Consider the following 23862-nt stretch of genomic DNA (forward strand, 5'->3'; position numbering starts at 1 on the left):
CCAAAGATGATTCGAGCGAATTCGCTGCCCCTCTTACAGCGCCCGGCGATAGGTGCTGTCAAGTGTCAGGTCCTTGCGCGGCCCGGTCACCCGCCAGATCACGCGCCAGCTATCGGCGTCCGGAACCGAGAATTCGCCCTCGTAGCGGTCCGGGTCGCAAAGATGCGTGCAGGCCCAAAGGCCGCGCGACAGATCGAGATCGTGGAAGAAACGGCCGTCGCGGAAGTGGACCGCCGCGCGAGTCGGAGTGCCCTGGCCCGGCGCCGGAAAGGCATAGCGGTAGGACTGCTCCGCCGGGCCCACATGGTCGCCGATCGTCAGCCGGCCTTCCTCCCGGTAAAGCAGATCCCCCTCCAGCGGCGCGAAAAGAGCCTGGCCGCTGAGCCGGCCCTGCTGGCCGGCCCGGCGGTCGTCGAGCCGTCGCTCCAGGCGCCATAAACCTTGAAGAAACTCCTTCAAATCACTGATTTGAATGAAATTTCCCACGGACTCCACAGATGTCCTCCACCGGCTTATGCAGAGGCGAGACGCTCCAGGGCGCTCTGCAGCTTGGTCATGGTCTGCTGGCTGTCGGCCAGACGCTCGCGCTGCTCGGCCACCACTTCTTCGGGCGCCTTGGCGAGGAACTGCTCGTTGGAGAGCTTCTTGTCGAGCTTGGTAATCTCGCCCTTCAGCTTGTCCATTTCCTTCTTCAGCCGCGCCTGCTCCTGGTCCAGGTCGATGACCTCGGCCAGCGGCAGCACCAGGGAGCATTCGTCCAGCACGTCCTGCACCGAGCCCTGGGGCACCGGCTGGTCGAAGGCGATGGTCTCGACCCGCGCCAAGGTCTTGATCAGCGCCTCGTGGTCGCCGACCCGCGCCTTGGACCCGGCGGAAGCGTCGTTGACGATGAGGGCGATTCGCGCCCCCGGCGGCACGTTCATCTCAGAGCGCACGGCGCGGATCTGGCCGATCATGCGTACCACCCAGCCCAAGGTCGCGTCGGCCTCGGCATCGGTGAGGTTCTCGGCGAAGACCGGCCAGGCCGAGGTGGTCATCAGGCTCGCTTCGCCCCCACCTTCACCGGGGCCGGTCTGCTGCCACAGTTCCTCGGTGAGGAAGGGCATGATGGGGTGCAGCAGGAACAGCGCCTGGTGCAGCACCCACTGGGCCGTCGCCCGGGTCTCCGCCTGGGCCGCGGCGTCCTCGCCCTGCAGCAGCGGCTTGGCGAACTCCAGGTACCAGTCGCAGTAGGTGTTCCAGATGAACTGGTAGAGCGCCTGGGCCGCCTCGTTGAAGCGATAGTCCTCGATGGCGCGGCGCACTCTAGGTTCGGTTTGAGCGAGCTGGCTGACGATCCAGCGGTTGACGCGCTGGCCGTTCGCCGCCGGGTCGAAGCCGGGCTCGTAGCGGCACTCGTTCATCTCGCAGAAACGCGCCGCGTTCCAGATCTTGGTGCAGAAGTTGCGGTAGCCCTCGATGCGGCTTTCCGCCAGCTTCACGTCGCGCCCCTGGGCCGCCAGGGCCGTCAAGGTGAAGCGCACGGCGTCGGCGCCGAACTTGTCGATGAGGTCCAGGGGATCCATGACGTTGCCCTTGGACTTCGACATCTTCTGCCCCTTCTCGTCGCGCACCAGGGCATGGATGTAGACGGTGTGGAAGGGCACCTTGCCGTCCATGAAGTGCAGGCTGGCCATCATCATGCGGGCCACCCAGAAGAAGATGATGTCGAAGCCGGTGACCAGCACGTCGCCCGGGTAGTAGCGCCCCAGCGCCTCGGTCTCCTCCGGCCAGCCCAGGGTCGAGAAGGGCCAGAGCGCCGAGGAGAACCAGGTGTCCAGCACGTCGCTGTCGCGGGTCAGATCCACCGTCTTGCCGTAGTGCTTCTCGGCGGCCTCGGCCGCCTCGGCTTCATCGTGGGCGACGAAGACCTCGCCGTCCGGCCCGTACCAGGCCGGCACCTGATGGCCCCACCAGAGCTGGCGCGAGATGCACCAGGGCTGGATGTTGCGCATCCATTCGTAATAGGTCTTCTCCCACTGCCTGGGCACGAACACGGTCTCGCCCTGCTCCACCGCGGCAATGGCGGGCTTCGCCAGTTCCGCTGCGTTCACGTACCACTGGTCGGTCAGGTAGGGCTCGATGGCGACGTGGGAGCGGTCGCCGTGCGGCACCATGTGGCGGTGGTCGTCGATCTTCTCCAAGAGGCCCTCGGCCTCCATGTCGGCGACCACCTTCTTGCGCGCGTCGAAGCGGTCGAGGCCGCGGTAGGCCTCCGGCACGCCGTCGTTCATCCGCGCGTCGCGGTCGAAGACGTTGATCATCTCCAGGTCATGGCGCTTGCCGACCTCGAAGTCGTTGAAGTCGTGCGCCGGGGTGATCTTCACCGCACCCGAGCCCTGCTCCGGATCGGCATAGTCGTCGGCGACGATGGGAATGCGCCGGCCGACCAGCGGCAGGATGGCGAACTTGCCGACCAGGTCCTTGTAGCGCTCGTCGTCCGGGTGCACGGCCACGGCGGTATCGCCCAGCATGGTCTCCGGCCGCGTGGTCGCCACGGTGATGAAGCGGCCCTCTTCCCCTTCGATGGGGTAGCGGAAGTGCCAGAGGTGGCCGTTCATCTCCTTCTGCTCGACCTCCAGGTCGGAGATCGCGGTATGGAAGCGCGGGTCCCAGTTCACCAGCCGCTTGTCGCGGTAGATGAGGCCCTCGCGGTAGAGGGTCACGAAGACCTTGAGCACCGCCTCGGAGAGCCCCTCGTCCATGGTGAAGCGCTCGCGCTGCCAGTCGCAGGAGGCGCCCAGGCGGCGGAGCTGCTTCAGAATGGTGCCGCCGGACTGGTCGCGCCACTTCCAGACGCGCTCGATGAACTCCTCGCGGCCGATGTGCTTGGTGTTGCCGGGAGCCAGCGGCAGGCCGCGGTCCAGCTCGACGCCTTCCTCGCCCAACTGGCGCTCGACCACCATCTGGGTGGCGATGCCGGCGTGGTCGGTGCCCGGCTGCCACAGCACGTCCTTGCCCTGCATGCGCTGGTAGCGGACCAGAATGTCCTGAATGGTGTTGTTGAGCGCATGACCCATGTGCAGGCTGCCCGTGACATTGGGCGGCGGGATCATGATGGTGAAGGGCTCTTTGCTGCCGTCGAACTTGGCCGAGAAGGCGTCGGCGGCCTCCCAGCGGGCGTACTGCCGATCCTCGACCTCGTCGGGCCGATAGGTCTTTTCCAGCATTGCTGGCGATCCTCTTGAACTGTCGCTTTGGGGCGCCCCCGGCTGCGGGAAATGGCGGGAACGCTCGATTCAGCGGAGGGGTCTAACAGAAGGTGCGGGAAAGCGCCATAGCAGCAGGCCGGCACCGGATCGGGGATTGCCCCCGACCGCCCGGAATTCCCTGAAATCTAAAGGGGTTACCGGGGAGCCTACTGATCCTCGGCGCGGCGTACCATCTTGCGGATCTCCTCGCGAACGATGCGTTCTACCAAATCGGGGAGATTTTCGTCCAGCCAGCCCTTCAGTTCAGGAGCCAGGGACTCGCGCACCAGTTCCTCGAGGGTCCGCCCCCCGCCGATGGCGACGGCATCGCCCTGGCGGTTGGCCATGGCGGCCTTGCTGATCGCGGCCAGGGAGGCCGTGGCGGTCGCGGCGGTCGCCGCCGAGACGTACTCGCTGCCGCCGTCCGCCGGCGCCAGTTCCTGGCCCAGGGCGGCTTCGCTGGGCGCCTCCTCGGCCATGATTTCCTCGACCGCCTCTTCGGCGGCGTCCTCGGCGGCGTCCTCGGCGGGCGCGTCGAAGCCGTCGTCGTCTTCCTGCGCCGGCTCGTCCGGAACTTCCTCCGCCTCGGCGGAATCCATCGGCTTCAGCAGTTCTTCCGCCGGTTCCTCTTCCTCGCCTTCGGCCTGGGTTTCCTCGGCGGCGGCGGCGGACTCCTCCGCGTCAGCGGCAGCGTCAGCCGCTTCCGCCGCCACTTCGGGCTCGGGTTCGGACTCCGGCTCGGATTGCGGCTCTGCATCGGCGGGCGCCTCTTCGGGCGCCGCTTCCGCCTCGGCCTCCTGCTGGGCCGTCAGGTCGACGATGCTGCCGTCTTCGGCGACCATCTTGGTCAGGTCGAGAATGTTGTCGGCCCCGTCGGACTCCGCGGCGGCGGCCGGCGGCGGCGCGGGAGCGGCGGCCGCCTCGGGAGGCTGCGCGGATGCCGTTTCGGCAGGCGCAGGCGCCGCTGCCGGGGCAGCGCCTTCATCAGACTTGCCCTCTTCCGTCTCGTCCTCAGAGATAATCCGGCGGATGGAGGCGAGAATCTCCTCCATCGTCGGTTCGTTTTGCGCTTCCGGCTCGCTCATACCACTCCGGCCAATCAGTCTCCAAAAGCCCCGGCCGCCTCTTTACGGCAAAGGTCTTGTAACATTGGATAACCGGAAAGCGGAAATTTTCTGTTAACCAAACCGCCGCGAATATCGCCCTGGCGCCCTGGCGCCCCGCCCTTCCTGGGCGCGGTCTCACTGCCCCCCGGTCAGGCCGCCATCGAAGCTCTCGACGTCCGCCCCCGGCGCGTCCAGGCCGAACCACTTCTCGCGCACCGCGTTATAGTCGGATTCCGGATCGTAGACGGCGGTATCGAGGGCCAGGTCCCTGGCCGTCATGCGGCCGATGGCGCTGAGAACCCGGAAACTGGCGACGATTTCGTCCCGCTGCGCGCTGACCAGGCTGACCTGGGCGTCCAGCAGTTCCTGCTCGGCGTCCAGCACGTCAAGAACCGTACGCGCGCCCACGGCGTTTTCCTGGCGTACGCCCTCCAGGGCGATCTCGTTGGCGTGCACGCTCTGTTCCAGGGCGCTGATCTGGGCCCGCGCGGTGAGCAGGCTCTCCCAGGCCGAAGTGGCGTCTTCGCGCGCCTGGCGGAGCGCTTCACGGACCAGCAGGCGGCGCTGGCTGGCCACCTGCTTGGATTCCCGGACCCGGCTGGAAACCGAGCCCTGCTGGTAGAGCGGCACCGAGACCACAGCCAGCACCTCGGCGCTGGCGCCCTCGCTGGTGCGCGACGAGCGCTCGTGCTGATAACCGACGGAACCCTCGAGGTTGATCGAGGGCAGCAACTCGCCCTCGACCTCACGCACCGAGCGCAGGGCCGCGCGTTCGTCGTAGTTGGTCGCCCGGACGCTGGGGTTGTTGCTCTCCGCGGCGCTGACCACGTCATCCAGGGTTCTGGGCAATTCGGTCGGCAGGGCGGGCTGATCCAGGCTCTGCGGGTAGACGCCGATCACGTTCTCGAAGGTGGCGCGGCTGGAAGAGAGGTTGCCCTCCGCGCCGATGCGATCCGCGGTCGCGCTGGAGAGACGGCTTTCCGACTGCGCCACGTCGGTCCGGGTCAGTTCACCGACGTCGAAGCGGTCTTGAGTCGCCTCGAGCTGGCGGGCCAGCACCTGCTCGTTGTTCACGTTGAGCGTCAGCACCGACTGGTCGCGCCAGACGTCGGCATAGGCGGTGACGGCACTGAGCAAGACGTCCTGCTCCGTCGACTCCAGCCGGGCGCGCTCGGCAAGCACCTGGTTCTCGGCCCGCTCGGTGCCGGCGACGGTGCGGCCGCCGCGGTACAGCGGCTGGGTCACGACCAGTTCGCCGCTGGCCGGACTGCGGCCCTCGCCGTCGTCCGTGGGGCGGATGTTCTCGTCGTAGGCCTTGCCGCCGCTGCCCTGCAGCTCGACCAGAGGGCGCCAGTTCGACAGCGCCTGAGGCACGCTTTCGTTGGTTGCGCGCAATTGGGCCCGCGCCGCGCTCAACGTGGGATTGGACTGGTAGGTTTGGATCAGCGCCTCGTTAAGGCTCTGCGCCGCTGCCGGCGCGGCACCCAGGCCCCCCAGGACCACGACCCCATGAATAGCGACCAAGGCCCCTGCAAAAGCACCTCCCCGCCGCACTGCCTTTCTCGATCGCATGCGTCCGCTTCCCCATATCGCGAATGAGATCACCGGCCTATCCCCAGGCCGGCCCCATTCCTTAGTTGAGCCGCGACAGGCCGTTCTTCAAGTACGCATCGCGCGCAGGGCCCATCCCCGGACCCTCCCGCCAAGGAGCCGTCTCAGAAGACGAAACCGACCTCGCGCTCGAAGCCCGGCAGCAGCGGCGTGGCGGCGTCAAAAAGAACCCGCGCCGAAAAACTGTCCCCCGAACGGCAAACCAGTGTGCCGCGGCCGATGCCGGCCTCGTCATTGACCACCGCCACCAGGCGGCCTCCGTCGCTCAACTGCCGCTTGACCGTATCCGGCACCGCGCTCACGGCGCCCTGGAAGACGATGACGTTGTAGGGCGCCTGCTTCTGATAGCCGGCGTCCAGTGCCCCTTCCACGACGACCGCATTGTCGACGTCGAGCGCGTTGAGCGTGCGATTCGCCTGGTCCGCGAGCTGGCGGCTGGACTCGACGCCGACCACCGTCTCGGCCAGATGCGCCAGAATGGCGGTGGAGTACCCCGTGGCACAGCCGATATCCAGGGCGATATCACCGCTTTGAAGCCCGGCGGCCTGCAACAGGCGCGCCAACACCATGGGCTCCATCAGGTAGCGCCCGGCGGCCACCTCAAGGTCTTCGTCGACATAGGCAAAGCCGCGCTTGCCTTCGCCGACGAAAAGCTCTCTTGGCACCGCCTCGAATGCCGCAATGACCTGCTGGTCCGTCACCTTATTGGTGCGGATCTGGCTCTCCACCATATTGAGGCGTGCTGCTGCGAATTCCGTCATCTCACCAACCGTCGCTCTGGCCGTTCGCTCTGCCGCGGCCCACAGGCCGCTACGGCCTTGGGTTATAAGCGCCCGAGCGCCCGAAAACAACGCGCCAGAACCGCCGCCGTCCGGGACGCGCAGCCAGCTTGACCCAGGCCGGAGGCGGAAGTATAGCTTCGCCCCTCCGCCGACGGCCCGGTGGGAGAGTGGTTATCCAGAGGACTGCAAATCCTTGCACGCCGGTTCGATTCCGGCCCGGGCCTCCATCCCCCTTCTTTCCGATGACGATTTCCGGCCCGGCAGGGACTCCATGGCGAGGCTAGCGCGCCATGGCCAGCAGCAGGCTGTACCAGCCGTAGCCCACCGCGGAGAAAAAGAAGGCGAAGGTGCCGAGCGCCGCCAGGGCGCTGGCCAGACGTTCCCACAGCGGCGGCTGAAAGCCGTTCATCTCCGAACCGTACATGATGCTTCTCCCCAAAGCGGGCACCCCTTGCGGGCGCCGGTGACGTTGATTGCGAAGCTTACAGACGATCGAGGCCAAGTCAAGAACAAATCATGAACATTCAAGATAACGCCTGCTGTTGCCGGCGGCCGTCCCCTGCCCTTAAACTGTCCGCAGAGCGGTCCCCGCGGCGCGCGGGCGCCGCGGAATCCAAGGCCGGCGCCGTTGGATTCGTCCGCTGCGGCACCGGAAAGGCCCCATCAGCAACCGGGAGCCGGAACCATTCGACAGGACATCCTCGTCTGCCTGCCCGATCACCTGCACCCGGTGAGCCGAATGTTCCTGGAGCACTGGCTGGCCGGCGAGATGACGACGGCTGAGTTCCTGCGCTGGTTTCACATGCCGAATTCCGCCTATCTGCCGGTCGCGAAGTGCCTCTTGGCCGTGGTGGCCGGAGCCTGAGGGCGATCTTCAGGAGTGCGCGCCCCGGGCGGGCGGCCTTGGCGATTTTTCTGCCGCAAAATCTTTGCAGCGCCGCGAGCGGTTTGATATAACCCCGCTTCGCCGCGCCGGGGCAGCCCGGCAACGCCGATCAGATCCTGATCCGCGGTAGCTCAGTTGGTAGAGCAGGTGGCTGTTAACCACCGGGTCGCAGGTTCGAGTCCTGCCCGCGGAGCCAATCGAAAAGGGGCCCAGGCCGAATGGCCGGGCCCCTTTTTCTTTGCCGCCCTTCCGGGCTGTCCCGCGCCGCCGCCCAGGATCGGTCACGCGCCCGCTTCCAGTCCCGCCCCCTTTGCGGCGGCGCGGCGTTTTCCGATTTCGTCAGGCCCCCGTCAGGTTTTCGCGATTCTCTGTCAGCGACACGGTTTCCTGATCGCACCCTCGGTTGCTTGGGGGCGACATAACGAACGCTTTGACGAACATGACCCTCCCCGCTCACGACGGCGCCCTCCGTGCGGCAGACTCGCCTGCGCGGTCTCTCGCGGCGGGCGACGTCGAACTGTCCGTCATCGTCCCCGTACGCGACGAGGCGGAGAACATCGCGGCTCTGGCCGCAGAGATCCGCGCCGCGCTGCAAGGGCGGATTCGCTATGAGCTCATCTACGTCGACGACGGCAGCCGGGATGGAACGGCGGCGGCCCTGACGGACGCGGCGGAGCGCCTGCCGGAGCTGCGCTGGCTGCACCACGCCGAGAGCATCGGACAGAGCGGCGCGGTGCTGAGCGGCGTACTGGCGGCGCGGGGCCACCTGATCGCCACCCTGGACGGAGACGGCCAGAACGATCCCGCCGACATCCCCCGTATGCTGGATGCCCTGTCCCAGGTCGGCGGTCCCTCGAAGGTGCAGGCTATCACCGGCGTGCGGGCCAAGCGCCACGACAATCTCGCCAAGCGCTGGGGCTCGCGCATCGCCAACGCGGTGCGGCGGCACTGCCTGGGCGACGATGCCGCGGACAGCGGCTGCGGCATCCGCCTGGTGACCCGCGAGGCCTTCCTCAGGCTGCCCTTCTTCGACCATCTGCATCGCTTCGTCCCGGCCCTGCTGCGGCGCGAAGGCTACCGGGTGATCGCGCTGCCCGTACACCACCGGCCGCGCACCCGCGGCCGTTCCAAATACGGCACCTGGGACCGGCTGTGGGTCGGCATCGTCGACCTCTTCGGGGTCATGTGGCTGATGAAAAGACGCAATCGCACGGAAGTATCGAGCAACGACCCATGACCCAGCTAATGCCCATCAACGCCCAGGCCACCTGGCTCGCCATCGGCTTCCTCGGCCAGGCCCTGTTCAGCCTCCGCTTTCTGGTCCAGTGGATATCGAGCGAACGTCAAAGGCGCAGCGTGATGCCTCTGGCGTTCTGGTACTTCAGCCTCGCCGGCGGCGCGGTCCTGCTGTCCTACGCGATCTGGCGTCAGGACCCGGTCTTCATCGTCGGCCAGGGGACGGGGCTGGTCATCTACCTGCGCAATCTCCAGTTCCGCCTTCGCGAGAGACGCGAGGAACGGAAACCTGTCTGAAGCCGCCAAACAAGGTACAGAGCCGGCCGCCGGCGTTTCCTTCGAGCTCTGTCTGCTGCCGCTGTCACTCGCGCTGCTGATCTGGGCGGCGCAGATCGCCGCCTTTTCCCTGCGCCCCATCCTGCCGGTCGACGAGACGCGCTACCTGACCGTTGCCTGGGAGATGTACACCTCCGGCAACTGGCTGGTGCCGCAGATGAACGGCCAGCCCTACTCGCACAAGCCGCCACTGCTGTTCTGGATGATCAACCTCGCCTGGAGCCTGGGCGGCCTCAGCACGCTGGCCGCCCGCCTGGTAGTGTTGGCGACGGGCATCGCCTCGGCGGCGCTGACCGGCCTGGCCGCGCGGCTGCTGTGGCCGCGGCTGCCCGGCATCGGCCCCTGGTCGGTCATGACCTTCGCCGCCATCGGCCTGGTGACGGTATTCACCGGCCTGGTGATGTTCGACGGCCTGCTGACCGCCTGCCTGCTGCTCAGCACCTGCGGCCTGCTGCTGGTATGGCGGCGCGGCAAGCGGTCCTGGTGGGCGCTGGTGGCGATCGGCCTGGGTCTCGGGATTCTCGCAAAAGGACCGGTCGCCCTGCTCCACCTTCTCGCCGTCGGCGCGCTCGCCTCTCTGGTCTTCGCGCGCGAGACGCCGGGCGGACTGCGTGGCTGGTTCCTGGGCCTCGGCGCCGCCGTCGTGGGAGGCATAGCCATCGCGCTTGCCTGGGCGGTGCCGGCGGCGATCTTCGGCGGGCCCGAGTATCGGGAAATGATCCTCTGGGGCCAGACCGCAGAGCGCATGGTGAAGTCCTTCGCCCACGCCCGGCCCTTCTGGTACTACCTGCCGCTGCTGCCGCTCTTCGCCCTGCCATGGGGCTGGTGGCCGCCCCTGTGGCGTTGGCTGCGCCGCGACGCCTGGCGCGGCAGCACTCAGGCCCCGCGCTTCTGCGCCATCTGGTTCGCTACGGTCTTCGTCGCCTTCTCGCTGATCTCCGGCAAGCAGATCCACTATCTGCTGCCGGCGCTGCCGGCGCTGGCCTTGATCGCCGCGCGCGCGATCGTCGCCAGCGGCGATACCGTGCTGCGCCAGCGCGATCTCCTGTTGCCGCTGCTGCCGATGATCCTGGTCGGCCTCTCCGCGCCGCTGATGGAGCTCGCCGACGCCATGGAACTCCCCGGGCGGCTGCCACAGGCCCAGGCCTACTTGGAGCGCCTGCGCAGCGACTGGCCCGGTTGGGCTTTGCTCGCGGTCCTGAGCCTGCTGCTCTTCGCGACGCCGCGCCGCGCCAAGGCACAGGCGGGCGCCATCGCCGGCGCCGTTGCCCTGGCCCTGTCCGCCGGCCACATGATCGCCGCAGCGGCCTTCGCCACCTACGACTGGTCGCGCATTGCCGATACCGTGCACCGCCGTCAGTCCTGCGGCCTGGCCTGGTTCGGCGACTACTCCGGCGAGTTCGGTTATCTCGCGCGTGTGACCGAACCCGTTTCCCGTACCAATCCCGACAGCCTGGAGGGATGGCTCGCGGCGCACCCCGGCGGCGTCGCCATCAACAAGGGTCTTGCTCCCGGCGCGCGGGACTCGCTGCCGCCACCCGACGAGGCGATGCCCTACCGCGGCAAGACGATGGCCCTATGGATCTCCCCGGGCGCGCCGGAGCAGTGCCGCTAGTACGGGCGCACGGCAGGCCTCTGTGGCACGCCTGCCGCAGGCGGCGGCGATCGATCCGCAACAACGTTGTTGCCTCTTGAAGAATGGCTTCGATTTGCTTGAAGATGCGCGGCGGCAGTATCCGCGTGCCGAGTCGCAAGACCTTTCTCGAAGGCCCGGCACAGAGAGGCCGCCATAGTGATCCGTGTGAAGTATTCCGCCTCAACCAGCTCGTCCGAGGGACACTAGGAGCATTTAGGGGGACCTGCATGGCAACCAAACCTACCGCCGCCAAGAAAGCGGCGACCAAGAAGATCGCGGCCAAGAAGACCGCGACAAAGAAGGCAGCGGCCAAGAAGAAGGTCGCGAAGAAGGCCGCTCCGAAAAAAGCGGCTGCCAAGAAGACCGGCGCCAAGAGAAGCGGCGCCAAGAAGATCGCCGCCAAGAAGACGGCGGCCAAGCGCAGCACGGCGGCCAAGGCCGGCGCAATCAAGAGCGAAGTGAAGAAGAAGTCCGCGGCCAAGAAGGCCGGCGCCAAGAAGATCGCGGCGAGCAAGCGGACGGCGCAGAAGGCAGCTGTACGCAAAGCCGCGCGCAAGGCCACCGCGGCCAAGTAAAGCGGCAAGCGGGCGGAAAGCCCGGCCTGTTCCCTTCAGCAGGTTGCCGCGCGGACCCAGGCCACGTGCCCCGTCGGCAACCTGCGAAGATCCAGCGCCCCGAGCCGCCTGCGTGGCGGAGCCGCAGGACAGCCCCGCAGATCCCGCCCCGAACCTAGATGGCCGCCAGGCGCCCCAGAATCGCGTCGACGTCTACCGCGTCCTGATAGAGCCCGAAGCCGAAACGCAGGCGGCTGCCGCGATAGTCGGTGGCCACGCCAGCGGCCGCGAGGCCGGCATGAAGGCCGGACGCCGCCTCGTCCCCCAGGTCGAAGGTCAGGAAGTTGCCGCAAGGCTGGACCCGGGGATCGACCACCAGCCGTTCCAGGGGCAAGACCGAGTTCGGCCAAGCCTCCAGTCCTTTGAGGAAACGGTCCTGCAGCGCGCGCGCATGGGCGTGGATGCCGGCCGCATCCAGCCGGAGATCCTCCAGCAGGCGCAGCACGGCCCGCATCCGGTAGAGCCCGACCGGGTCGAAGGTGGCGCCGAAGAAGCGCCCGCCGTCCCCGGCATAGGCGACACCGCCGCCGGCCTGGGTCAGCTTTCCAAAGGCGGCATACCACCCGGTGTCACGCGGGCGCAGCCCATAGCCCGGGGGCGCATGAAGGAAGCACACGCCCTCCCCGGACATGGCGTACTTGTAGCCGCCGGCCAGGTAGAAGGCCCGCGCGGCGACGGCGTCCAGGTCCGTCGGCCGTGCCAGGAAGCCGTGGTAACCGTCGATCACCACAAAGGGTTCCGCCGGCAGGCCGGCCAGCAGGGCCGTCAGGCCGGTCAGGGCGAAGCCTGAATTGAAGAAGACCTGGCTGACGAAGATCATGTCGTGACCGCCCTTCGACGCGGCCGCCGCGAAACGTTCGGCGAAGCTGTCGAAGGGCTCGACCGCCACCCGCGTCACCTCGGCCAGGCCATCCTCCTCCAGCCGCGCGATCTGACGGGTGAAGCTGTGGAACTCGCCGTCGCTGGTCAGGATGCGCGGCACTCTCTCCGCCGGCAGGCAGGACAGCAGGCGCTTGACGAACTCATGGGTGTTGGGCGCGAAGGCGAGGCTCGAAGGATCGGGCAAGTTCAGATGACGGGCGATGCCGCGCTGCACCTCCGGCAAGACCTCCCCCAGGACGACCTCCCACTTGCCTCCGGTCAGGCGCGCCGCGTCCTCCCAGCACTGCACCTGGGCCTCGAAGGTGACGTCGGGCCAGTAGTGGTGGCTGTGCGCGGCGAAGTGCAGGCGCTCCGGCGCGGCCTCGAGGAAGCGGCGGAAGTGCGCCTTGTAGCTGCCGCTCACCTGCCGCCTGCCGAATAGGTATAGCCCATGGCGCTGCGCAGCGGCTCGGGCAGCGGCGGCAGGGCCGAGCGCGGGATGAGGAAGGTCGAGAGCGCGAAGAGGTCGCCGAAGACGCGGTAGCGCCGCGCCGCCTCGGCCAGGTAGTCGTGGCCGGAGGAACCGCCGGTGCCGAGCTTCATGCCGATCATGCGCTGGGCCATGAGGGCGTGGCGGTAGCGCCAGGCGGCCATGGTCTCGTCGATATCCATCAGCAGGCTCAACAGGCGGAAGGGTAACTGCAATACCGGCTCATCACGGTAGAGGTTGACGAAGAGCGCCGCCTGCAGCGCCCGCCAGGACAAACGCCAAGCTCCCTCCTTCACCAGTTCCGCATGGCGTGCCTCGTCATAGATGGCCTCGAAGCGCGCCCGTGCCGCCTCCAGGGCGGCGAGGCCGGAAGCCTTCTCCGCTTCGGGGATCGCGGCGCTGCCGCCCAGCGTTGCCGTATCCTGATCCAACATGCGGGCCACGGCGGCGCGGTAGGCCTCCTGGAACTTATAGCCCCCGAGTTCGACGAAGGGCGTGCGTTCCAGCCAGGCCTCGATGCGGTCGCTAAGACTGGGCCGCTTCTCGGCCTCGCGCAGCTTCGCCCGGTCCGCATCGCTGAGCCGAGCGTCGAAGGGCTTGGCTTCGAAGCCGATGCGGTCCTGGCGGCGCAGGCCGAGCCCCATCTCTATGAGGCGGAACTGCAGCGACTGGAAGCCGGAGGACGGGAACAGCAGGTCGCGAAACTCCAGGAAGTCCAGCGGCGTCATGGTCTCCAGCACGTCGAGCTGAGCCGTCAGCAGCTTGAGGATGCGCTCGATGCGCTCCAGCGCCGCCACCGCACGTCCAATGTCGCGGTCGTCCAGGTTCTCGGCGGCGAAGATCGCGTCGATCCGCGCCATCTCGTGCAGGATCTGCTTGAACCACAGCTCGTAGGCCTGGTGCACGACGATGAACAGCATCTCGTCGTGGGCCGGCTTGCCCTGCCGTGCGCTCTCCGGCGCCTGGGCGTTCAGCAGCCGGTCGAGTTGCAGGTAGTCGGCGTAGTAGAGCGGCTTCTTGTCTTCGCTCACGACTCGGACTCCTCCGGCGATGGTGACAATGCCAGCGAAACCCATATCCCAAAAGGGATCAAGGCAGTCCGACGAGACAGACCTGCGCGATGGGCGGCAGGTGTCCGGTCAGCAGCCTCCATGACTCGCCGGCGTCTTTGCTGAACCAGAGCGCGCCGGTGGTCGAGCCCATAACGAGGAATTTGCCGGCTCGACCTACCTCCAGGGCGTGGCGATAAACCAAGTCGTAGGCATTCTCCTGCGGCAGCCCTCGCGAAAAGATCTCAAAGCTCGTCCCGCCGTCGCGAGTGCGCGTCACCACGAACCGCCCTTCGACCGGCACGCGGCATTCGTCCTTTACCGCCGGAACAAACCAGGCGGTCTTAGGGTCCTGCGGATGGGCCGCGACGGCGAAACCGAAGGCCGAGGGCGCCACCTCCTTGATTTCCGTGAAAGTGTGGCCCCCGTCGTCGGAGCGGAAGATGCCGCAATGGTGCTGGCACCAGACCGTGTCGGGCGCGTCCTGGCAGACGGCCAGGCGGTGCGGGTCCTGAATGGTCGGATCGTCCCGGCGGTCGGGCGGCATGTAGTCGGCGGCCAACCCCTTGCCGCCCAGGGTCCAGCTATCTCCGTCGTCCTCGCTGATCCAGACACCGCCGCAGGAAATCCCGACGATAATCCTGCCGTTGTCATCAACGTTGATGGAGTGGATGCCCGGCTCGTCGTAACCGCCGCCGAACCACTCGCTGCGGGAGGGCTGGTTCCACAGACTCTCGACCAGTTCCCAGGACTCGCCGCGGTCGTCGGAACGGAAGAGGCCCCCCGGCAGCGTGCCGGCCCAAAGGCGCTTGGGCTGTTCAAGGCCGCCTCGGGCCAGGGTCCAGATGAACTTCAGGCTCGCGGCGTCGTCGCCCTCGCTCGGCGGATAAGACGGCAACGGCAGCTCTTGCCAGGTCTGACCGAAATCTTCGGAACGGTGCAGCTTGGCGCCGAAATGGCCAAGGTTCAGCGCGGCGTAGATCGCCCCGTCATGCTCGTTCTGCAGCACGGCAGAGACCGGATCTCCGAGAAAAGCAATGGGTCGCGTCTGCGGATCGCCATCATAGCTTACTTCGAAAAGCCCTTTGCGGGTCGCAACATAGATCGCATCGGCCATTTCTTCCTACCCGCCCGAGAGTGCCTGGAAAACAAAGACTTCATCGTCCGGCCGCACAGTGTCACTGAGGCCCTCCCGGTCGGCGATCATCTGCGAGTTCACGAAGACGTTCACGTGACGACGCAAGCGCCCCTGGTCGTCCACGATGTAGGAGCGCAACCGGGGCTTACGCTTGAAGACCTGCGCCAGGACGTCGCCGACCCGCGTGCCGTCCACTTCCAGCGACGGGACGTCGAGATGGCGTTGCAAGTTGGCCGTAAAGGTTACCTGAGGCACCGCACCACTCCTCCACGGAGAGCCTGCCTCCACGGCTTCTAGAATTCAATTGCCAACAAACTGACAACAGTACCCAGGAGCGGTGGCGTATTTCCGCAACTGCGAAAAAAAGGCGCCGGCCCGTCAGAGCCCCTCGGCGACGCGCAGCAGGTAGAGGCCGTAGTCGTTCTTGCGCAGCGGCTCGGCCAGTGCCCGCAGCGCGTCGGCGGAAATGAAGCCCTTGCGGAAGGCGATCTCCTCCAGGCAGGCGACCTTCAGGCCCTGGCGGTGCTCGATGGTCTGCACGAACTGGGCAGCGTCGATCAGGCTGTCGTGGGTGCCGGTGTCCAGCCAGGCATAGCCCCGGCCCAGGCGCTCGACCTGCAACTGCCCGGCCTCCAGGTAGCGCCGGTTGAGGTCGGTGATCTCCAGCTCCCCACGGTCCGAGGGCTTCAGGTCGGCGGCGATGTCCGCCACCTGTTCGTCGTAGTAGTAGAGCCCGGTGACGGCGAAGCGCGACTTCGGGTGGCGCGGCTTTTCCTCCAGGCTGACAGCCTGCCCGGCGGCGTCGAACTCAACCACGCCATAGCGTTCGGGATCGGAGACCTGGTAGCCGAAGACCGTCGCGCCCCGGCGCAGGGCGGCGGCGCGCATCAGCACGTCCTGCAGACCCTGGCCGTAGAAGATGTTGTCGCCCAGGATCAGGCAGCACTTGTCCCCGGCGATGAAGTCGCGGCCGATGAGGAAGGCCTGGGCCAGGCCTTCCGGCTTGGGCTGCACGGCGTAGCTGAGATTGATTCCCCACTGGCTGCCGTCGCCCAGCAGTTCGTGGAACAGCGGCGCGTCATGCGGCGTGGTGATCACCAGGATGTCGCGGATGCCCGACATCATCAGCACCGACAAAGGATAGTAGATCATCGGCTTGTCGTAGACCGGCAGCAACTGCTTGCTGACCGCCCGGGTCACCGGGTGCAGCCGGGTGCCGGAGCCGCCGGCGAGAACGAGACCTTTCATACCTTCCCCCTTAGCCCTGGCCCTTTTCCTGCGGAACCAGCAGTTCCTGCAACACAGTCGACAAACCGCGCCGCCAGTCGATCGGCCCCTGCCCGAAGGTCGCCTGAAATAGGCCGGAATCCAACGTGGAATCCGGGGGGCGGCGGGCCGCGGTCGGATAGTCCACGGTGGCGATGGGGCGCAGCTTCGGCCCCTTGCGGCCGGTGAGTTCCTCCTGCCCGGCAAAGATCGCCCGGGCGAAGTCGTACCAGGAGGTGCGCTCCGCCCCGGCACAGTGGTAGGAGCCGTAGGTCTCCGGCGCCAGCCGTTCGGCCACCGCCAGAACGGCATCGGCCAGGGCCGCCGTCGGCGTCGGACAGCCGAACTGGTCGGCGACGATGGAGAGCTCTTCGCGCTCGCCGCCGAGGCGCAGCATGGTCTTCACGAAGTTGGTGCCCCAGGCGCCAAACACCCAGGAGGTACGCAGGATGACGTGCGCAGGCAGGGCCGCGCGCACGGCCTCTTCGCCGGCCAACTTGCCGCGGCCGTAGACGCTCAGCGGACGAACCGGGTCGCCCTCGCGATAACCCGCACCCTTCAAACCATCGAAGACATAGTCCGTGGAAAGTTGAATCAACGCCGCGCCGCCGTCGCGGCAGGCCTGGGCCAAGTGGGCCGCGCCGTCGCGGTTGACCGCCATGGCCAGTGCCTCATCGCTTTCGGCCTTGTCGACGGCGGTATAGGCGGCGGCGTTGATCACCGTGCCATAGCCGCGCTCCAGCGCCTGCTTCACGGCGCCGGCGTCGGTGATATCGAGCTGCTTGCGGTTGAGGGCGGTCAGCGCCAGATCGCGGCTGCCCGCCAGCCTGCGTATCTCCTGGCCGAGTTGCCCCTCCGCGCCGAGCAGCAGCAGTCCGCCGGCAGCCATCTAGCCGGCTTTCTGACCGGCCTTGGAGAGGCCCAAACGCTCGCCGGCGTAGCGGCGCTCCAGGATGCCGCGCCACCAGTCCTGATGATCCAGGTACCAGGCGACGGTCTTGCGCAGGCCGGAGGCGAAGCTCTCCTGCGGCGCCCAGTTCAGCTCCCGCTTGACCTTCGAGGCGTCCACCGCATAGCGCAAATCGTGTCCCGGCCGGTCGGTGACGTAGGTGATGAGATCGCGCCGCGAGCCGCCGCCCTGCCTCGGGCGCAGTTCATCGACCAGATCGCAGATCATGTTGACCACGTCGATGTTGCGCAGCTCGCTGTCGCCGCCGACGTTGTAAGTCTCGCCGACTTGGCCCCGGGTCAGCACCGCGACCAGCGCGCAGGCGTGGTCGTCCACATGCAGCCAGTCGCGCACATTCTCGCCCTTGCCGTAGACCGGCAGCGGCTTCTCGGTCAGGGCGTTGATGATCATCAAGGGGATCAGCTTCTCCGGAAACTGATAGAGGCCGTAGTTGTTCGAACAGTTGCTGGTCACCACCGGCAATCCGTAGGTCTGGTGCCAGGCGCGCACGAAGTGATCGGAGGACGCCTTGCTGGCCGAATAGGGCGAATTCGGCCGATAGGGCGTTTCCTCGGTGAAATAGCCCTCCGGTCCCAGGGCGCCGAAGACCTCATCGGTGGAGATGTGGTGAAAGCGGAAAGCGGACCGCTCCGCGCCTTCCAGCTCGCGCCAGTAGGCCGTCGCCGTCTCCAGCAGACGGTAGGTGCCGACCACGTTGGTCTCAATGAAGTCCGCGGCATCGTCGATGGAACGGTCGACATGGGATTCCGCCGCCAGGTGCATCACCGCGTCGGGGCGGTGCTCGGCGAAGAGGCGGCGCAGCGCCGGGCCGTCGCAGATATCGGTTTTGGAGAAGGCATAGCGCGGGCTCTCGGCGGCGTCTTCCAGCGCCTCCGGCGTCGCCGCGTAGGTCAGCTTGTCGACGTTCACCACCGCCGTCTCGCCGTCCCCGATCAGGTGGCGGACGACGGCCGAGCCGATGAAGCCGGCGCCGCCGGTGACCAGGATTTTCATGCGCGCCCCTTCGCCCTTCCGCGCCCGCCCTGAAATGCCCCGGGGAACCTTTCCAGGCCGGCTGCAAGAAACCTTCTAACGTCCTTGGTCATATTGAAAAACTCTTGATAAATCCCTTAGCCCCGGCCAGCTCCGGTCGCGCGTCGAGAGGGACGCGCCGGCCCCATCCGGCCAATCGACCCCCAACTCGGGGTCGTTCCACAGCAAGCCCTGCTCGGCCTCCGGCGCATAGAAGTCGCTGACCTTGTAGAGGACCTCGCAGTCGGGCTCCAGGGTGCAGAAGCCATGGGCGAAACCGACGGGAATGAAGATCTGGTTCCAAGCCTCGGCGGAGATCACGGCGCTGACGTGCCGGCCATAGGTGGGCGAGCCCCAGCGCAGGTCGACCGCCACGTCGAAGACCGAGCCTCGGATCACCCGCAACAGCTTCGCCTGGGCCCGCGGCGGCACCTGGAAGTGCAGGCCGCGCAAGGTGCCCGCCTGCGCCGAAAGGGAGTGATTGTCCTGCACGAATTCCATGCCGATACCGGCTGCCGCGAAGTCCTGCTTGCTGTAGGTCTCCGAAAAGAAACCGCGATGGTCGCCGTGCCGCACCGGCTTGATCAACAGCACTTCGGGGATGGCCAGGCTTTCAACGTCCATACATCAGGTCTCTCAGCGAACGGCAGCAGAAGAAGCGCGGGCAGGCACCGGCGCGGCGCCCGAGTCCCGCGCTGGATCATACTGCAATTCGGCTGCTTGTGCTCAGGCGCCGCCGGCCTTGTTCGCCGCGGGCCGCTGGGCGGCGGGCGGGACCGGCCGGCTCAACGACATGATCTGGATGCCCTGCTCGGCGAGGTAGGCCTCCGCCGCGGCGCGCGCCGAAGCGTGGGAATCCTCGAAGCCTTCGGCATAGAACTCGCCCTGCCGCTTCCAGGCCACCCGCCAGCGATAGCCCCGGCGTCCACGCGGACCGTTCGGGCCGGGATTTCCCGGCCAGGGTTCAACGACGAGATTGTAGTTCTTGAGACCGTGCATCCCGACGCAGCCTCATTCCCGCTGATGCCTGCTGGCGGAGCCGTGGCTCTGATTGCAACAAGGTCACTATAATCGATGTGATGAGGAGCTGTGAGGAAAAAAGCAAATCATTCCCGCAGGATTCGTTCACGGAAGACCTGAGAGAGGACTTCCCAAGACCCCACAGGACGGCTACATCAAGGCACTGGTGCGATGGGAAACTGGTCTTCCGATAAGGCCAGCGGTGCGCTTTGCCCATCGGGATGGACTGCTGTGACAAAGGAACTCAATCACTTATGAGAAATCTGGAACTCCCCGGCCGCTCGGTCGCCCGCTCGCTCAACGGGATGGCGGCAACGTCCCACAGCCTGGCGACCCTGACGGCCGTCAACGTCCTGCAGGACGGCGGCAACGCCATGGACGCGGCGGTGGCCGCCTGTGCGGTCCAGGGTGTGGTGGAGCCGGAATCCACCGGCCTGGGCGGCGACTGCTTCGTGCTCTACGCCCCCAAGGGCAGCGCCGACATCGTCGCCTTCAACGGCTCGGGCCGGGCACCGCAGGCGGCCACCGCAAAGTGGTTCGCCGACCAGGGCATCGCCAAGATCGAACGCTACACCCCCCACGCCGTCACCGTGCCCGGCGCCGTCGACGCCTGGGCGCAGCTGCTGCGCGACCACGGCACCCGCAGCCTGGGCGACATGCTGCAGCCGGCACTCCGCTTCGCCCGCGACGGCTATGTGGTGACCGAGCGCGTGGCGACGGACTGGGCCAGCGAGGTGGAGGCCCTGTCCCACGACCCGGCGGCCAGCAGCATCTTCCTGGTGGACGGCAAGGCGCCGGCTTTGGGCAGCGTCCACCGCCAGCCGGCCCTGGCGGCCAGCCTGGAGCTGATCGCCGAACAGGGCCGCGACGCCTTCTACAAAGGCGCCATCGCCGAAGACCTTGTGGCGCACCTCAAGGAACTGGGCGGACTGCACAGCCTGGAGGACTTCGCCGCCGCCAGCGGCGAATACGTCGATCCCATCAAGACCGGCTACAAAGGCTACGATGTCTACGAGTGCCCGCCCAACGGCCAAGGCATCATCGCCCTGCTGCTGTTGAACATCCTCTCCGGCTACGACCTGCCGGCCCTGGGCGCCATGAGCGCCGAGCGTCTGCACCTCGAGATCGAGGCTACCCGCCTCGCCTACCAAGCGCGCAACGCCTACGTGGCCGACCCGGCCCAGGCGGAGGTCCCGGTCGAGCAGCTGCTCTCCGAGGACTACGCCGAAACGCTGCGCCGCCGGATCGATCCATCCCGCGCCGGCATCCCCAGCGCCGCAGCGCCGGTCGCCGAGCACGCCGACACGGTCTACATCTCCGTGGTGGACAAGGACCGCAACGCGGTCAGTTTCATCAACTCGACCTTCAACGGCTTCGGCAGCGGCATCTGCGGCCCGAAGTCGGGGATCATCCTGCAGAACCGCGGCGCCGCCTTCTCCGTCGATCCGGAGCACCCGAACTGCATCGCCCCGGGCAAGCGCCCCATGCACACCATCATTCCCGGCATGGTGGCCAAGAGCGGACGCGCGATCATGCCCTTCGGCGTCATGGGCGGGCAGTATCAGGCCTGCGGCCACGCGCGCTTCCTCACCAACCTCTTCGACTACGGTCTGGACGTGCAGCAGTCCATGGATCTGGCGCGCAGCTTCCCGGCGCCGGGCGAGACAGCAGTGGAGGCCGAGAGCGGCATCCCCCGCGAAGTGCTGGCCAAGCTGGAGGAAATGGGCCACCGCTTCTGCCCGCCCGACAAGCCGATCGGCGGCAGCCAGGCCATTCAGATCGACTGGGACCAGGGCACACTGGCCGGCGGCTCGGATCCGCGCAAGGACGGCTGCGCCCTGGGCTATTGATTGCCAAACCAAGCAGGGAGGTATCGTCCCGTGGCCCTCGATTCAGCACTGCGTGAAGCCTACGAGAGCATCACCACCGCGACCATCACCACCATCCTGCTGAAAAAAGGCCTGCGCAACGTCAGCTTGCGCGGGCCGAAGCCCCTGCGCTCCTGGGGACGGCTGGCCGGCCCGGCCTTCACCCTGCGCTTCGTGCCGGCGCGTGAGGACCTGGCGACGCCGGCCTCCTGGTCCTCGCCGACCTCGACCCGTGCCGCCATCGAGGAGATGCCCGGGGGCGCCATCGCCGTGGTCGACGCCATGGGGGTGCAGGACGCCGGCATCTTCGGCGACATCCTCTGCGCGCGCATGCGCAAGCGCGGGGTCACCGCGCTGGTCACCGACGGCGCGCTGCGCGACCGTGACGGCGTGGAGGACAGCGGCCTGCCGGTCTGGTGCAGCGGCATCGCCGCCCCGCCCTCGGTCGCCGGCCTGACCTTCGTCGGCTGGCAGCAGCCCATAGCCTGCGGGGGCGTCGCGGTCTTCCCCGACGATCTCATCGTCGCCGACAGGGACGGCGCCGTGGTCGTCCCCAAGGACCTGATCGAGGAAGTAGCCGCACTGGGGATCGAGCAGGAGCGCCAGGAAGCCTGGATCATGAAAGAGGTCCAAAACGGCGCCAGCCTGCCCGGCCTCTACCCCATGAACGAGGAAACCCGCGCCCGCTACGAAGCGGAAATGAAGAAGGGCGGCTGAACTTCCCGGAAAGCAAGGGAAAGGATGGTCGCGGACCCGACATGCGCCGGGACCGTTCGGATTAACATCGCACCCGGCAGGCCCAGGAGCTAAAGTCTCCGCATGAAGGTCTTCGAGTGCCAGGACTGCGGTCAGCTGCTGTTCTTCGAGAATACGCGCTGCGAGCACTGCGGGCGGCTGCTCGGCTACCTCAGCGACCTTGCCGAGCTGAGCGCCCTGGCGGCGAGCGGAGATAACACCTGGTACGCCCTGGCCGTCCCCGCAACCTGTTCCGCTTCTGCGCCAACTCCAACTACGATGCTTGCAACTGGCTGGTGCCGGCGGATAGCGGCGACGCCTTCTGCCGCGCCTGCCGGCTGAACCGGACGATCCCCGACCTCGACAGTGCCGACAACCTCTTGCTCTGGCAGCGCATGGAATCCGCCAAGCACCGGCTGGTCTATGCCCTGCTGCGCCTCGGGCTGCCGCTGAGCAGCCGGCACGACGATGCGGAAAAGGGGCTCGTCTTCGATTTCCTCTCCGACAGCGGCACGGCTTTTCATGAAGGTCCGCAGGTGATGACCGGTCATGCCGAGGGCCAGATCACCATCAACCTCGCCGAGGCCGACGACGTCGAGCGCGAACGCCACCGCCGCGACATGGCCGAGAGCTACCGCACGATCCTGGGGCACTTTAGCCACGAGATCGGCCATCACTATTGGGAGCGCCTAGTCCGCGGCGGCGCCTGGCACGACAGTTTTCGTGAGCTGTTCGGGGACGAGCGCCGCGACTACGGGGCCGCTCTGCAGGCGTATTACACCGGAGGGCCGCCGCCCGGCTGGCAGCAACACTTCGTCAGCAGCTACGCCAGCGCCCATCCCTGGGAAGGCTTCGCGGAGACCTGGGCGCACTACCTGCACATGGTGGACACACTGGAAACGGCCGCTGCCTTCGGCCTGAGCATCGACGTCAAAGCCGGCCGCTTGGCGCCGTTGAAGATGGAGATCGACTTCGATCCCTGCCGCCATGACGACTTCGACGCGCTGGTCTCAGCCTGGCTGACGCTCACCTCGGCGGTGAACAGCCTCAACCACAGCATGGGTCAGCCGGACCTCTACCCCTTCGTTCTGGCGCCAGAAGCCATGGGCAAGCTTCGCTTTGTCCATGGCCTCGTGCATCCAGCAACGACCTAGAACTGGTCGGCCAGCTTTTCTATGCAGGCACTTGCCACGGCACGGTTCGGATCTTCGGATCCCGGCATGGTGGCCCAGCCGGCGTCCATAAGCATGTCGCTGCGCTTGTAGCTGCTGGCAGCCTTCAGTTGGGCCAGGGTCTCGGTCAAGCGCGGGTCCTGCTTGGACTGCTCGAGACAGATCGGCACCAGGGCGGCGACCACTTCATGACGCGCCTTTTCAGCGGCCATCTTGTTGGCGGTGCCGCCGGTCACCCAACCGCCCCAGGAAAATCCTGCGATGGCCAGGGCGATGGCGCCGACAGCGGCGCCATAGACTGCGGGTTTGAGCCATTCGGGAGCGTTCATATCTTGAGGTCCTCCACTTAGGGAAAAACCATTTCTCCCTGTATATTTACAACTATACAGAAAAATACATACCGATCACGGATATTATTTTGAAATGTATCAAAAATAAAAATAATTATCAGTTATATTATTGAATTGTATCGTCATTATTATTTTTCCCAGGAGAACCGAAGAGGATGAACTTCGCCACATCCAGAGACTGACGCCTCAGCCGGCCGGCTCCGCAGCAGCACTCATGGGACGGAGGACCGTGCCCGGCATCAGCCCCGGAAGGCAAAGCCGCGCCCCGCGCGCAGCGGCCTGCCTGATCGGGGCAGCTTCTTCGCCGGCTCCTTGGCGCCGCACCTCGGGCAGGTCACGACCTTCTTTTGCATGTCGTAGTATTTGCATCCGCAGTCGGGGCAGAGATGCTTGCGCCCGCGGTCCGATCTATCCATCTCTTGAATCCTTTTTGGTCGTGAAAGACGCCGGTCGCGGAACCGCAGGCTTCGGCCGCTTCGCGTCGGCACGGGTCCG

The 23862-nt window shown here is 66.8% G+C and carries 26 protein-coding genes and 2 tRNA genes; 11 read left to right on the plus strand and 17 right to left on the minus strand.

Annotated features, from left to right (window positions below):
* Positions 1-33: 33 nt before the first annotated feature.
* The 5 genes from AAFN88_RS15765 to AAFN88_RS15785 form a co-directional block, all read right to left on the minus strand.
* Positions 34-459 (minus strand): DUF6314 family protein, encoded by a 426-nt coding sequence (locus AAFN88_RS15765; RefSeq protein WP_347521347.1) that lies wholly within the window; start codon positions 457-459, stop codon positions 34-36.
* A 53-nt stretch (positions 460-512) separates the two neighbouring features.
* On the minus strand, positions 513-3209 hold the full coding sequence (locus tag AAFN88_RS15770) for a valine--tRNA ligase (RefSeq protein ID WP_347521348.1): 2697 nt from the start codon (positions 3207-3209) through the stop codon (positions 513-515).
* A 188-nt stretch (positions 3210-3397) separates the two neighbouring features.
* Positions 3398-4315: a DUF2497 domain-containing protein gene (locus AAFN88_RS15775; protein ID WP_347521349.1), complete on the minus strand. Its 918-nt coding sequence runs from the start codon at positions 4313-4315 to the stop codon at positions 3398-3400.
* 156 nt (positions 4316-4471) lie between these two features.
* Positions 4472-5860, minus strand: a complete 1389-nt coding sequence (locus AAFN88_RS15780) for a TolC family outer membrane protein (RefSeq protein WP_347521350.1) — start codon at positions 5858-5860, stop codon at positions 4472-4474.
* Positions 5861-6051: 191 nt separating this feature from the next.
* Positions 6052-6708 carry a protein-L-isoaspartate O-methyltransferase gene (locus tag AAFN88_RS15785; protein ID WP_347521351.1) on the minus strand — a complete coding sequence of 219 codons (657 nt, stop codon included), beginning with the start codon at positions 6706-6708 and terminating at the stop codon, positions 6052-6054.
* A 174-nt stretch (positions 6709-6882) separates the two neighbouring features.
* On the opposite strand from AAFN88_RS15785, the gene AAFN88_RS15790 reads away from it, so the two are divergent.
* A tRNA-Cys gene (locus tag AAFN88_RS15790) sits at positions 6883-6956 on the plus strand.
* Positions 6957-7009: 53 nt separating this feature from the next.
* Here AAFN88_RS15790 and AAFN88_RS15795 read toward each other — a convergent pair.
* Positions 7010-7153, minus strand: a complete 144-nt coding sequence (locus tag AAFN88_RS15795; RefSeq protein ID WP_347521352.1) for a hypothetical protein — start codon at positions 7151-7153, stop codon at positions 7010-7012.
* A 315-nt stretch (positions 7154-7468) separates the two neighbouring features.
* Between AAFN88_RS15795 and AAFN88_RS15800 the strand changes: the two genes are divergently transcribed.
* The 6 genes from AAFN88_RS15800 (at position 7469) to AAFN88_RS15825 (ending at position 11398) form a co-directional block, all read left to right on the plus strand.
* A complete protein-coding gene (locus AAFN88_RS15800) occupies positions 7469-7594 on the plus strand; it encodes a hypothetical protein (protein WP_347521353.1) in 126 nt (41 codons plus the stop codon).
* Positions 7595-7735: 141 nt separating this feature from the next.
* Positions 7736-7811: transfer RNA gene (locus AAFN88_RS15805), tRNA-Asn, on the plus strand.
* A gap of 243 nt (positions 7812-8054) precedes the next feature.
* The gene (locus AAFN88_RS15810) at positions 8055-8852 is read left to right on the plus strand and encodes a glycosyltransferase family 2 protein (RefSeq protein ID WP_347521354.1); all 798 of its coding nucleotides are present in this window, start codon (positions 8055-8057) and stop codon (positions 8850-8852) included.
* On the plus strand, positions 8849-9148 hold the full coding sequence (locus AAFN88_RS15815) for a lipid-A-disaccharide synthase N-terminal domain-containing protein (RefSeq protein WP_347521355.1): 300 nt from the start codon (positions 8849-8851) through the stop codon (positions 9146-9148). The genes AAFN88_RS15810 and AAFN88_RS15815 overlap by 4 nt, the downstream gene beginning before the upstream one ends.
* Positions 9149-9311: 163 nt before the next feature.
* On the plus strand, positions 9312-10802 hold the full coding sequence (locus AAFN88_RS15820) for a glycosyltransferase family 39 protein (RefSeq protein WP_347521357.1): 1491 nt from the start codon (positions 9312-9314) through the stop codon (positions 10800-10802).
* Between the two features lie 104 nt (positions 10803-10906).
* Entirely contained in the window at positions 10907-11398 is a 492-nt protein-coding gene (locus tag AAFN88_RS15825; RefSeq protein WP_347521688.1) for a histone H1-like repetitive region-containing protein, read from the plus strand.
* 154 nt (positions 11399-11552) lie between these two features.
* Here the strand turns inward: AAFN88_RS15825 and AAFN88_RS15830 are convergent, their stop codons facing one another.
* From AAFN88_RS15830 to AAFN88_RS15870, 9 genes are all read right to left on the minus strand, one after another.
* Positions 11553-12722 carry an aminotransferase class V-fold PLP-dependent enzyme gene (locus AAFN88_RS15830; RefSeq protein WP_347521359.1) on the minus strand — a complete coding sequence of 390 codons (1170 nt, stop codon included), beginning with the start codon at positions 12720-12722 and terminating at the stop codon, positions 11553-11555.
* Positions 12719-13819: a tryptophan 2,3-dioxygenase family protein gene (locus AAFN88_RS15835; protein WP_347521360.1), complete on the minus strand. Its 1101-nt coding sequence runs from the start codon at positions 13817-13819 to the stop codon at positions 12719-12721. Before AAFN88_RS15835 ends, AAFN88_RS15830 begins: the two co-directional genes overlap by 4 nt.
* A gap of 58 nt (positions 13820-13877) precedes the next feature.
* On the minus strand, positions 13878-14954 hold the full coding sequence (locus tag AAFN88_RS15840; protein WP_347521361.1) for a hypothetical protein: 1077 nt from the start codon (positions 14952-14954) through the stop codon (positions 13878-13880).
* A 6-nt stretch (positions 14955-14960) separates the two neighbouring features.
* A complete protein-coding gene (locus AAFN88_RS15845; protein ID WP_347521363.1) occupies positions 14961-15230 on the minus strand; it encodes a MoaD/ThiS family protein in 270 nt (89 codons plus the stop codon).
* Positions 15231-15353: 123 nt separating this feature from the next.
* Positions 15354-16223, minus strand: coding sequence for a glucose-1-phosphate thymidylyltransferase RfbA (gene rfbA, locus AAFN88_RS15850; RefSeq protein ID WP_347521365.1), 870 nt, complete (start codon positions 16221-16223; stop codon positions 15354-15356).
* Positions 16224-16233: 10 nt separating this feature from the next.
* Positions 16234-17130: a dTDP-4-dehydrorhamnose reductase gene (gene rfbD, locus AAFN88_RS15855; protein ID WP_347521366.1), complete on the minus strand. Its 897-nt coding sequence runs from the start codon at positions 17128-17130 to the stop codon at positions 16234-16236.
* On the minus strand, positions 17131-18204 hold the full coding sequence (rfbB, locus tag AAFN88_RS15860; protein WP_347521368.1) for a dTDP-glucose 4,6-dehydratase: 1074 nt from the start codon (positions 18202-18204) through the stop codon (positions 17131-17133).
* Positions 18205-18279: 75 nt separating this feature from the next.
* Positions 18280-18846 carry a dTDP-4-dehydrorhamnose 3,5-epimerase gene (gene rfbC / locus AAFN88_RS15865; protein ID WP_347521369.1) on the minus strand — a complete coding sequence of 189 codons (567 nt, stop codon included), beginning with the start codon at positions 18844-18846 and terminating at the stop codon, positions 18280-18282.
* A 102-nt stretch (positions 18847-18948) separates the two neighbouring features.
* Positions 18949-19221 carry a hypothetical protein gene (locus AAFN88_RS15870; RefSeq protein WP_347521371.1) on the minus strand — a complete coding sequence of 91 codons (273 nt, stop codon included), beginning with the start codon at positions 19219-19221 and terminating at the stop codon, positions 18949-18951.
* A 275-nt stretch (positions 19222-19496) separates the two neighbouring features.
* Here AAFN88_RS15870 and ggt point away from each other — a divergent pair, with 275 nt between their 5' ends.
* From ggt to AAFN88_RS15890, 4 genes are all read left to right on the plus strand, one after another.
* Positions 19497-21092: a gamma-glutamyltransferase gene (gene ggt / locus AAFN88_RS15875; protein WP_347521372.1), complete on the plus strand. Its 1596-nt coding sequence runs from the start codon at positions 19497-19499 to the stop codon at positions 21090-21092.
* Positions 21093-21122: 30 nt separating this feature from the next.
* Positions 21123-21827: a ribonuclease activity regulator RraA gene (locus AAFN88_RS15880; RefSeq protein WP_347521373.1), complete on the plus strand. Its 705-nt coding sequence runs from the start codon at positions 21123-21125 to the stop codon at positions 21825-21827.
* Positions 21828-21929: 102 nt separating this feature from the next.
* Complete coding sequence (locus AAFN88_RS15885; RefSeq protein WP_347521374.1) at positions 21930-22187, plus strand: zinc-ribbon domain-containing protein; 258 nt, start codon at positions 21930-21932, stop codon at positions 22185-22187.
* Entirely contained in the window at positions 22142-22999 is an 858-nt protein-coding gene (locus AAFN88_RS15890) for a putative zinc-binding metallopeptidase (protein ID WP_347521376.1), read from the plus strand. Before AAFN88_RS15885 ends, AAFN88_RS15890 begins: the two co-directional genes overlap by 46 nt.
* Here the strand turns inward: AAFN88_RS15890 and AAFN88_RS15895 are convergent.
* A complete protein-coding gene (locus AAFN88_RS15895) occupies positions 22996-23346 on the minus strand; it encodes a hypothetical protein (RefSeq protein WP_347521377.1) in 351 nt (116 codons plus the stop codon). The genes AAFN88_RS15890 and AAFN88_RS15895 overlap by 4 nt on opposite strands.
* A gap of 260 nt (positions 23347-23606) precedes the next feature.
* Entirely contained in the window at positions 23607-23783 is a 177-nt protein-coding gene (locus tag AAFN88_RS21955; protein WP_367576143.1) for an FYDLN acid domain-containing protein, read from the minus strand.
* Between the last annotated feature and the right edge of the window lie 79 nt (positions 23784-23862).

The sequence above is a fragment of the Pelagibius sp. CAU 1746 genome, assembly GCF_039839785.1.
Taxonomy (GTDB): domain Bacteria; phylum Pseudomonadota; class Alphaproteobacteria; order Kiloniellales; family Kiloniellaceae; genus Pelagibius.

Bases quoted from the DNA above. Each gene is read 5' to 3' on its own strand.
- AAFN88_RS15775 (WP_347521349.1), bottom strand. From the start codon at position 4,315: ATGAGCGAGCCGGAAGCGCAAAACGAACCGACGATGGAGGAGATTCTC.
- AAFN88_RS15820 (WP_347521357.1), top strand. From the start codon at position 9,312: ATGTACACCTCCGGCAACTGGCTGGTGCCGCAGATGAACGGCCAGCCC.
- AAFN88_RS21955 (WP_367576143.1), bottom strand. From the start codon at position 23,783: ATGGATAGATCGGACCGCGGGCGCAAGCATCTCTGCCCCGACTGCGGA.
- AAFN88_RS15785 (WP_347521351.1), bottom strand. From the start codon at position 6,708: ATGACGGAATTCGCAGCAGCACGCCTCAATATGGTGGAGAGCCAGATC.
- AAFN88_RS15885 (WP_347521374.1), top strand. From the start codon at position 21,930: ATGAAGGTCTTCGAGTGCCAGGACTGCGGTCAGCTGCTGTTCTTCGAG.
- rfbA (WP_347521365.1), bottom strand. From the start codon at position 16,223: ATGAAAGGTCTCGTTCTCGCCGGCGGCTCCGGCACCCGGCTGCACCCG.
- AAFN88_RS15895 (WP_347521377.1), bottom strand. From the start codon at position 23,346: ATGAACGCTCCCGAATGGCTCAAACCCGCAGTCTATGGCGCCGCTGTC.
- AAFN88_RS15870 (WP_347521371.1), bottom strand. From the start codon at position 19,221: ATGCACGGTCTCAAGAACTACAATCTCGTCGTTGAACCCTGGCCGGGA.
- rfbB (WP_347521368.1), bottom strand. From the start codon at position 18,204: ATGAAAATCCTGGTCACCGGCGGCGCCGGCTTCATCGGCTCGGCCGTC.
- AAFN88_RS15810 (WP_347521354.1), top strand. From the start codon at position 8,055: ATGACCCTCCCCGCTCACGACGGCGCCCTCCGTGCGGCAGACTCGCCT.
- AAFN88_RS15800 (WP_347521353.1), top strand. From the start codon at position 7,469: ATGTTCCTGGAGCACTGGCTGGCCGGCGAGATGACGACGGCTGAGTTC.
- AAFN88_RS15815 (WP_347521355.1), top strand. From the start codon at position 8,849: ATGACCCAGCTAATGCCCATCAACGCCCAGGCCACCTGGCTCGCCATC.
- rfbC (WP_347521369.1), bottom strand. From the start codon at position 18,846: ATGGACGTTGAAAGCCTGGCCATCCCCGAAGTGCTGTTGATCAAGCCG.
- AAFN88_RS15795 (WP_347521352.1), bottom strand. From the start codon at position 7,153: ATGTACGGTTCGGAGATGAACGGCTTTCAGCCGCCGCTGTGGGAACGT.
- AAFN88_RS15825 (WP_347521688.1), top strand. From the start codon at position 10,907: ATGCGCGGCGGCAGTATCCGCGTGCCGAGTCGCAAGACCTTTCTCGAA.
- AAFN88_RS15840 (WP_347521361.1), bottom strand. From the start codon at position 14,954: ATGGCCGATGCGATCTATGTTGCGACCCGCAAAGGGCTTTTCGAAGTA.
- ggt (WP_347521372.1), top strand. From the start codon at position 19,497: ATGAGAAATCTGGAACTCCCCGGCCGCTCGGTCGCCCGCTCGCTCAAC.
- rfbD (WP_347521366.1), bottom strand. From the start codon at position 17,130: ATGGCTGCCGGCGGACTGCTGCTGCTCGGCGCGGAGGGGCAACTCGGC.
- AAFN88_RS15770 (WP_347521348.1), bottom strand. From the start codon at position 3,209: ATGCTGGAAAAGACCTATCGGCCCGACGAGGTCGAGGATCGGCAGTAC.